General features: G+C 37.1%; 9 protein-coding genes, 1 tRNA gene and 1 pseudogene. 7 read left to right on the top strand and 4 right to left on the bottom strand.

Annotated elements, in window-relative coordinates; translation table 11 throughout:
* The 3 genes and pseudogenes from WIW72_RS08130 to WIW72_RS08120 form a co-directional block, all read left to right on the top strand.
* A pseudogene (locus WIW72_RS08130) lies at window positions 1-102 on the top strand (transposase); the annotation flags it as partial.
* Window positions 103-120: 18 nt separating this feature from the next.
* Window positions 121-348, top strand: a complete 228-nt coding sequence (locus WIW72_RS08125) for a hypothetical protein (RefSeq protein WP_337700076.1) — start codon at window positions 121-123, stop codon at window positions 346-348.
* A 53-nt stretch (window positions 349-401) separates the two neighbouring features.
* Window positions 402-782 (top strand): putative metallopeptidase, encoded by a 381-nt coding sequence (locus tag WIW72_RS08120; RefSeq protein ID WP_337700077.1) that lies wholly within the window; start codon window positions 402-404, stop codon window positions 780-782.
* Window positions 783-824: 42 nt separating this feature from the next.
* Here the strand turns inward: WIW72_RS08120 and WIW72_RS08115 are convergent, their stop codons facing one another.
* Window positions 825-3,137: a hypothetical protein gene (locus tag WIW72_RS08115; protein WP_337700079.1), complete on the bottom strand. Its 2,313-nt coding sequence runs from the start codon at window positions 3,135-3,137 to the stop codon at window positions 825-827.
* 209 nt (window positions 3,138-3,346) lie between these two features.
* On the opposite strand from WIW72_RS08115, the gene WIW72_RS08110 reads away from it, so the two are divergent.
* Window positions 3,347-3,532, top strand: a complete 186-nt coding sequence (locus WIW72_RS08110) for a hypothetical protein (protein ID WP_337700518.1) — start codon at window positions 3,347-3,349, stop codon at window positions 3,530-3,532.
* Window positions 3,533-4,498: 966 nt separating this feature from the next.
* Window positions 4,499-4,590 (top strand) — tRNA-Asn (locus WIW72_RS08105).
* A 336-nt stretch (window positions 4,591-4,926) separates the two neighbouring features.
* Here WIW72_RS08105 and WIW72_RS08100 read toward each other — a convergent pair.
* On the bottom strand, window positions 4,927-5,259 hold the full coding sequence (locus WIW72_RS08100) for a hypothetical protein (protein ID WP_337700081.1): 333 nt from the start codon (window positions 5,257-5,259) through the stop codon (window positions 4,927-4,929).
* A gap of 85 nt (window positions 5,260-5,344) precedes the next feature.
* Window positions 5,345-5,473 carry a hypothetical protein gene (locus WIW72_RS08095; RefSeq protein WP_337700083.1) on the bottom strand — a complete coding sequence of 43 codons (129 nt, stop codon included), beginning with the start codon at window positions 5,471-5,473 and terminating at the stop codon, window positions 5,345-5,347.
* Window positions 5,474-5,534: 61 nt separating this feature from the next.
* On the opposite strand from WIW72_RS08095, the gene WIW72_RS08090 reads away from it, so the two are divergent.
* On the top strand, window positions 5,535-6,647 hold the full coding sequence (locus WIW72_RS08090; RefSeq protein WP_337700085.1) for an MFS transporter: 1,113 nt from the start codon (window positions 5,535-5,537) through the stop codon (window positions 6,645-6,647).
* On the opposite strand, the gene WIW72_RS08085 is transcribed toward WIW72_RS08090, so the two are convergent.
* Window positions 6,640-7,158, bottom strand: a complete 519-nt coding sequence (locus WIW72_RS08085) for a hypothetical protein (RefSeq protein WP_337700086.1) — start codon at window positions 7,156-7,158, stop codon at window positions 6,640-6,642. The two genes, WIW72_RS08090 and WIW72_RS08085, sit on opposite strands and share 8 nt — an antisense overlap.
* Before the next feature lie 303 nt (window positions 7,159-7,461).
* Here WIW72_RS08085 and WIW72_RS08080 point away from each other — a divergent pair, with 303 nt between their 5' ends.
* Entirely contained in the window at window positions 7,462-9,054 is a 1,593-nt protein-coding gene (locus WIW72_RS08080; RefSeq protein ID WP_337700520.1) for an APC family permease, read from the top strand.
* Window positions 9,055-9,101: the final 47 nt, after the last annotated feature.

Here is a 9,101-nt window from a genome sequence, read left to right as displayed (position 1 = left end):
GTGGGGGCTCTTAACCTGAGGAGCGTGGAGGCGTTCCTCAGGTTTGTTGAACGTTATTTAGGTGGACCGCCGGGGCTGATGAAAATCTTTAAGTTACGTTAAAGTCCCATAACTGCTGTAATGAAAAAAGTCAATCACTATTTACCACCTTTAGGTTTCTGTACTTTAGCCCGCATGTTCAGGAGTAATTTTTCCGATTATTTTATATTAGGACATTCTCATGCTCTAGTGAACTTTAGAAAACTCAAGTGTGTAAACAGTGGGACTTTAAGTCTTGTAAGGAATCTTTATAACGACAGAGGATACGTTAAGGTCGTTAACGGCAGAGTTGAAATCGTTAGGTTATAACTTTTGTTCTAACGATGTTATACATTTAAACGTGGAAAGTAAATTATTTGTCCGTGGGCAAAAGAATTCAATACGAATTTGCTAAAGACGTAGAACTCCTAGCTACTAGAGTTAACGAAGTTGGTAAATTGGGTCTAGACTTAAGCAAAGTAGTATTTATCAGAAGTTGGAACTCTAAAAGTAACGCTATCGCCAGAGTACTTATGTTGCCTTCTCAATGGAGATTTGTGTTAAACTCCAACATCCTTTACGTAGTCGAAGTAATAGCCGAGAGATATGAAATACTATCTTGTCAACAAAAAGTAGGTGTGATTCTTCATGAATTAACTCACTTACCTAAAAATATGAGTGGTGGTCTCAGAGCTCATAACTATAAGGAGTTCAAAGTCATAAAGCGAAAAAGTGAGAAAATTTCAAAGGAAATTTGTAAATAAAATTAAAGAGAGAGAAAAAAACTTATCAAATTTAATTTACCCTCAATATCCTACGGTAGACGAGTAGGTGCTAGAACTTATTGAACTCATACTACTTGTAGATGATGAAGATGATGAAACTGGCAATGTTAATATCCATGGCACGGGTCTGAAGAAAGTCAAGTTTACTACCACTCCATTACCATATAATATCGGATCTTGGAACACATATCCACTAGCTAACCATGTGTACATCTTAGCACCATTAGATGGTGTCATTATTATCGTTATCCATTGCTGTGTTGAGTAATCCTTTGTACCTACATACCCATTAATTGCATAAGCGAATGCCAAAACAGGAGTTCCACCATTGTAGTTTGGTACGTTGTTCAGCTGATAGAATATTACTGAGAAGTTGTAAGTTGTTAGGTTCATAGGAGTTCCAGTGGAATTAGCAATTACATAAGATCCAGGCTTTATAACTGTAATTATGTTACCAGCTTGTATTACGCCGCCGTATTTTGCGTTAACTTCGTAAGTGTAGCTTGCTACTGGATTAAGACCGAATACTGGAGACGGTGTTATTGAGACTGGAGTTGGGGCTACCCCTACTGGTGTAGGTGAGGATTCGAATATCCATATTACTGGTTTGAAGAACTGTATGTTAGCCATTACGTCTTGTCCATATATCCAATGGTCAGCGAACTTGTAACTACCTCCTACATAAGTGGTACCGTTAAATGTACCTCCGAACCATGTCCATGATGTCCAGTATGTATTACCTCCAATCACTATTGTGTAAGCTGGACTTGGCTTCATTGTGTTAGTAACTAAGCTCCAAACAGGTGATATTTGACCGTTAATAGCAAACGCAAATGCATATAAAGGCGTTAGATCTGTGCCATTGGGGGGATATACTCCAGTCATACTGAATATTATTAGTGAGAAGTTGTAAACACTAAAAGTCTTGTTCAGCTTCATATTATATGCATAAGTTCCAGGCTGGATTACAGTCATTATGTTTCCTGCTTGTAATACAGTGCCTTGAGTTGCATTAACTGTTACGGTCTCTTCAGCTACTACGTTAAATGTTGCTGGACCTAATGGATAGTATACAGTATCAGATGGGATTGGAACCTCTTGTACGTTCCAAACTTGCTTCTCTATTTGCCATTCCATAGCGGTAGAATTATAAACGTAGTAAGTGGTAACACTTATATGCATATCATAAATTGCTGGGAATCCCGGAACGCCTTCATTTAAGAATCCGAATATTACAGTATCATTGACTGTTAACGTTGCATTATTACCATTAGGTGATAAGTTAACTTGAACTGTAGGTGGGATTGCAACACCACTAGGTGTTAAGTCTTGTAGGTACTCAAGGGCGAAAATAAAGTTGTTATCCCATTGGTTAAAGAAGTTTACAATATTTGATAAGCCTGAATAAGTGCCGTTCTTAAGAGCTGGAGGTAGAACACCATTAATCTGTAATATTGCATTAGGAGCAAAATACTTAGCTGTCACATTGCCAGGGAACTCAGCGCCTAAGGAGTTTACCTCCCATAGGTATTCCTCTAGGATCTGGTTTGCCTGCATTTCATGCTGCGATGGATATCCAGCTATTACAGTTGAAGGTGGAACTTCATTGCCATTCCAAATTAACTTTGTTATTAATAATTTTCCTCCTATGTTCTGTACAATTATAGTATTAGAAGCATTGAATACTTGCAGGTAAATAGGATCGCTAGTGGGTGCCACGAAATATTGTACTACATCAGTTACTTCATAAGTTCCGTTCGATAACATAGTTATTGTAGGTAAAGCTGTAGTGTAGAAGTAAACTGTTTCATAAGTACCGAAGAAGTCAGCTAACCATGTTGAGTTAAAGCTCATATAGTTGTAAGTTCCAGGGAATGGTTCTCCAGTTATCGTAGCTGTAAAGTTAGGAGCTAAGAAAGGTAATACATCAGCAGGGTTCTCAATAGCTATTCCATCATAGAATTGCATTACAGCAGCTAACGCGCTTCCCTCGGAAGGTGAAATAGTTATTGGTGCTGATGTAGCTGAAGTCTGTGTTACAGTTTGTGTTGAAGTTGTTGTAACAGTCTGAGTCACTGTAACAGTGGATGTAACAGTTGAAGTAGCGGTTTTCTGCATAAGTGATGAGTACATTTGCTCTAACACAGAATAGTTGTGCGCTAACTGACTATAACTGCTTTGGAGAGCTGCTGAACTAGAACTAAGTGCTGATAGAGAAGACTCAGCAGTTGAAAAATTGCTATTAGCTATTGAGTATTCATAAAAACCGAACGCAGCTGCTATCAATAATATTACGACTACTACACCGAAGACAATAGCTGAGCCTTTCGCCATTTTAATTCAAAAACACGTAACAAGAATAGGTTTATAAAGTTTTTACCAAATCATGTTAACCTTTAAATAAGTATAAAAGATAGTAATTTATCTACAATTACTATAGTTTCAATTCTGCTGTTTATTAACGTAAAGATTGGGCTGAATCCTTTCTCACGTTAACAGAGATCTTTTTATATCTGTTTATAACAAATTTTCGTTGCTATATGATGATCTCTCACACCGATGTGGGCTATGCCCAAAAGGGTGGGAGTGATTGCAGAGATGTGAGTCCCGTGCCGTTGGGCTCGAAGGAGTCCCATGACCCACCTACCGTTAAGTTTGGTAGGTGGCTTAGGGCTAAGTCCCTACACTCGATCATGAATGAACATAAAATAATTGAAATGAGAGTGTAGGGACAAACGGATATTTTAAGGCTAGTTAATCGTAGTGTATGAAAAAGTATAGAATGCTACGCATTATTAGAATAACAAACTTAGATGAAAGTAAACTACTTTAATTACTCTCAGCTTCATCATTTATTCGTCTAGTTCTACTAGGAGGTCTATAAGTGAATGAATTTATGTTATTTTAATTTTCTCCAGACCAAAAATCTTTTTAACAGTTTCTCGTACGTTTTAAGACTCACATCAAGTATATAATCAAGAAATTTCTTTGCATAGTTCTTAGTATCTTCTTTTAACATAAACCGTCTCTCGTAAAAAACGTCATCTGCATTTGGGAATTCTTATCAGTTATCTTCTTCGTAATACTGTTATGAGATTCCTTAACTTCCTCGGTTAATTGAGTTGTCTGGTTATCACCCTTTTCATAATCTATTTCTAATCAATCGATATTGGGGGTTAGATTTTATAGCTATAAAATCTGGAAATGAGAATAGGAGAGGATAAGGTCCTTTAAATTCTATTTGCTCCTCTTTTAGAACACTTACAGGGTCATTTATTCCGTACTCCTTAGACTGGGCTTCAATAGCTGAGAAAGTACGAGAAAAGAACGAGGATAGCTTAGATGAGGAAAACACTTGTTCAGATATTGTATAATATTCTATACTGACACTATAGTATTTTATCTTGAATTTTATGAGTTTAATCTTACTAAGGAAAACAGATAAGGAGTAGCCTACTGGATGAAGAAATGATTTATAGAATAGTAATTACTCTATTAATTCTAAATAGTCTTTCTCTTCATTATATCTTTATGACTCACTCGTCACTTATTTTGTACCAACGTATATGTAATTGCAAAGATTTCAAAATGTTAATCGGTATTATTATTCCCTCCTTAGACTTCATAACGGTTTCACAGCTGGAAAACTTATCGAAAAACATTAAAGTTTAAATTGATGTATTAAATTACGCGGTGCCGCGGTAGCTCAGTTGGCAGAGCGCCGGGCTGTTAAACCGGGTTTGGCATAGAAACCCGGTGGTCGGTGGTTCGAGTCCACCCCGCGGCGCCTTGTAGAAAATTCTATTTGTTGTTTCTATCTTTTTTAAAAAGTTAGTGTTTCCCTTCTTTCAAAATTCGAAGATTCTTGTGAACTTTTTGTGATATTTATAAAGTATAACAAGTACCACTTTTCTACGGATTAAATTTATCTATATAATCTCTATCCGCATACAATCTTTATTAATCCTAGAATTAGTCTTAAAAATTAGGGTATAAGGTTTTTCACTAAGTATTAGTCATAGATTAGGACTGGTTTATGTCCTCTTGCTAAATAGATTTTTACAAAAAATTCACAATAATCTTAATATATGGTCTATAGGAAAAATCACCTGTGGTTTCCCAGTCAGAATGTTATTACCTCATATCCGTTGTTAATATAATATGCTACTCTGTCTCCCATTGGCTCGAGCCTTATTCCTATTTCGGTTAGTTTCTCTACTAACCCCTCATTCTTTGCAACACCAATACAAGCGGAATCTATCACTTTTTCCTCGAGCATTTTCTGAAACATTTCTTTAGTTTCTCCTTCGAGTTTCATTAATCTTTTTTGGCTAGGCCCAAAGAAGGCTACTTTCACATCTTCATATCTCTTTTTAAAGTGACTGTTATATGCCATTCTCATTCCCATATCGAACTTTTGATCATCTGACATTATTAGGAAGAGTACTTTTGCCATATGGAATCTTTATAATTCGTCATTAAAATGTGTTAAGCAATAAAATTGTAAAATTGTATAGACCACACACCGGTGTAATTGCTCGCTAGAACTTATCTAACCATCTCCTCTTAGCCACTTTTATTGCCATTTTCCTACTCATCATCAGGTGGTACCTTGCCCTTAAATAGTATCTCCACTTACCTATATGATAGAGTCTTGATTTATAACCCACTTTGAAAACCTATCAACAACCGTATATAAAACTTTGTCACAAAATAGAAGTAAGGGAGTAAATGGTTAGGAGTAGAACATTTATAATAGTAATAGGGTTTGTGGTAATGTCATTTAACTCTCTTTATCAGTACGCTTGGAATGCACTCCTACCGTTATTTAAGTCTGGGCTTAATGCTTCCTTGGTAGAGATCGAGGTAGCTTTCACTCTATTTACAGTATTTTCTACGACCTTCCAGATTGTAGGGGGAGGTATTGCTGATTATAGGGGACCCAAAGGAATAGGTATTATCTCGGCTTTACTTTCGGCATTTGGTTTTTTGGGGACATCTTTTAGCTCTTCCATTTACGAATTTTACATGTTCTGGTCTCTCGGGAGTATCGGCGAAGGGATCCTTTACGGGATAGCAGCTAACCTAGCTGTCAAGTGGTTTCCTACGAGGAGAGGATTTGCAACGGGCTTTGTATCCTTGGGTTTCGGCTTAGGTTCAGCTATAGCAAATCCCTTTATTACTTCAGCCACAAACTTCAGGTTACCGACCCTTGTGATTGGACTCGTAGAGTTAATGATACTGCCCGTTTTATTATTCATAGTAGATTATCCCAAGAGAGTGAAGGGTGAAAAGCCAACTAAAGTGGTCAGAACACTCACATGGTGGTTGATATATGTCTCCTTTGCAACGTCAGCCGTGCCCCTAACTGTTCTCTCTTCCTCTCTTTCCGTACTTTCTCCTAAAGATCTCCTCGTTCTATTAGTTACAATCTTTCCCTTGCTCAGCGGTATTAGTAGACCTATTATCGGTTATATTTCGGACAAACTGGGCAGGGAGAGGACTACTTCTGCGGTACTTTTTGTAATGATTCTAGGTAGTGTTTTTTTCTTGTTTAATCTGGCAGTTCCTTCTGTATTATTAATAGGCTTTTTTGGAGGGTCTATGATAACTCTCTTCTTTGCTTTATCTGGTGATATATTCGGGGAAAAATATTCTACTTCTAATAATGCTATTCTTTATACTGGAAAGGCTGTAGCTGGTGTATTAGGTAGTACTGTTTTCAGTTTGTTATTACTTTACGATCCTTTTTACGCCAGACTTTTTGTCCTTATTAATGCCGTAATTGGTTTCTTACTCGTTTTCTTAGTAACAAAGGGTAGTTCTTCTAAGGTTGTCAGCTAAGAAAGGAAAGTGCTGTCTTTACTGCAATGTCTTCTTGTTCACTTATTATTTTGTAGTAAAGAGACAGCCCCTTTATTACGTTTTCAATACCCCTTTTGAGGTCATGAGTTTCGCTCTCGACTGTCAAACATCCATTTTCGTTCTCCTTGTATTGAAAGTCTTTAGTGAGATCGTTCACCAGATCAACACCTGGGAATGGTGTTAGACACAGTTCACTCGTGGTAGATACGGTGGAGTTTTTTAGTTCTAGCGGTAGCACGTACTTAACATTTCCGGGTTTTTCAAGAATTTCAGCTAACCTTTCGAGTTTTACATTTTCTAGATCTTTAAGTTTCTCTTTAGGAAAGTCATTACTCACAAGTATCACGTAGTTTCCTACTTGTTTGTAAATATATTTCCCTTCTATGCCGATGACGTAATACCATCCCTCTTCATTAACGTCCCCCATTATGTAATTTGAGATGGAGTTACGAAATTCAAGTAAGTTAGTGTAAATTTCAATTCGCGGCATTAAGATATTGTTTATTACTTTCAGATGTAAAGTCTTGTGTTGTATTTTATAATCTCTTTTTCCTCAGGTATAAAAAGATAAGTCTAGAAGTATATTCTAATTATCTTTAAACATTGTAAAAATATTGAGTAGGTAGATAGTACAACTGATCACTTTTGAGTTTTATATAATGTATTTTTTTAGAAATTAATTTCGATTCACTTTTGAAGAGTTTATCTTTACAGAATTTAATTAAGGCTTTTTTGAAGGCTCTCCACATAGTTAAGTTTAATAGAGCTGTTGTAACGCGTGAAAAATGGAGAAATGACTCAAGAGAATAAGTCCTTATTTCTCAGGGAAAGCTCCGGGTTAGTTAGGGAAGTGAGCCCGTGGGCATCAATGTCAGCGACATTCGGTCTCGTAACCGGTGGAGTTCCAATCCTTATACTGTCGTGGCTCTTCACAGCCCCCGGGGCTAACTGGATACTTTCTTTTTTATTCATGTTACCCGCGACTCTGGGTACGGCTTTCCTATTCTATGTAGCTGGGGTTTCCATGCCTAGAGCCGGAGGAGATTACGTGTTTAACAGTAGGGCTGTTCATCCTGCTGTAGGCTTTGTCAATTATTGGGGTCTTTTCATAGGGTTCGCACTATCTTTAGGCTATTATAGCTATTTGGCAGCCCAGTGGTTTTCCTACTTGTTCTCTGGGATAGGTTTGGCTTATAACAATTCTTATTTTTTATCAATAGGAAATTTCTTAGGTACTACTCAAGCTGAGATCGCGCTGGGAACTACAGTAGTAATTATGTCCTCCTTATTGGGGGCATTTACGCGCTATCAGTGGAAGTTCGTACTTTATGGTGGAATAATAACGCTAATAACGTCGGTCATCATGTTTGGTGCTTTAGTTACTATTCACCCTTCGGACTTTGCTAATGCACTAGCACAGAATACTGGAATAGCCGACGCATATAATGAAGTGATAAATGACGCTATTTCTAACGGTTTATCATTTTATCCTACACTTTATGCTACTGTGCTGGCAGGACCCGTGGTGTGGTACTATTATACATGGTATAACTTACCTGCGTCGTGGAGTGGTGAAATGAAAAAGCCTAAACAAAACGTGTTGTATGCAACTATAGTTTCGATCTTGATTATAGCAATTTACTATATTGTCTTTACTTATCTTAACTTAAATGCTTTCGGTTACAAGTTTCTAACCGCATGGAGCTATATAAGTAATAACGGGGTAAATGATACAGTATATAACACCTTACAGGGTATAGGTAACTTCACTCCTTATTTCGCGTTCATAACGACACATAGTTTACCCCTCTTCATTATTATGTTCATAGCCCTATGGTTACCTAACTTCTACAGCAACCCACCACTAGTTGTAGCGTTAGTCAGGTATTTGTTTGCGTGGTCTTTTGACCGCATAATGCCTGCATGGCTAGCAGACGTCAACGAAAATCTAAAGGCTCCAGTTAAGGCTACAATACTAGTGGGAATACTAGGTGAAATAGGAGTTTTACTATACGCATTTAATACTCCAATAGCGATTGTAGATACAACCGTCGTGTTCGAGATAGGATATGCTGTTTTCGCACTCTCAATAGCTCTTATGCCCTTCTTAAGGGCTAATTTGTTCAGGAATACAGTAGTTTATAGAAAGACCATAGGTAAAGTGCCGATAGTCAGCATAATAGGGTTCAGTGTGTTTGCGTTCCTAATATATATTCTTGCTATTACATGGGGTAATCCAGTTCTATTGCCGATAAACTTACCTACTCTGGCTTCGTTAGCGGTAATTTATGCTTCTGGTATTGCAATTTACACGATAGCCTACATTTATAATGAGAGAAAAGGAATAGATCTAAGTATATTGTTCAAAGAAATTCCTCCAGAGTAGTTTCCATCATTTAAGCGTTTTTTAAGTAAAACGTCTTGATTTTATAC

Origin of the sequence: Stygiolobus sp. CP859M (genome assembly GCF_037389975.1) — an archaeon.
GTDB lineage: Archaea > Thermoproteota > Thermoprotei_A > Sulfolobales > Sulfolobaceae > Stygiolobus.
This window is presented reverse-complemented; position numbering and strand designations above follow the sequence as displayed.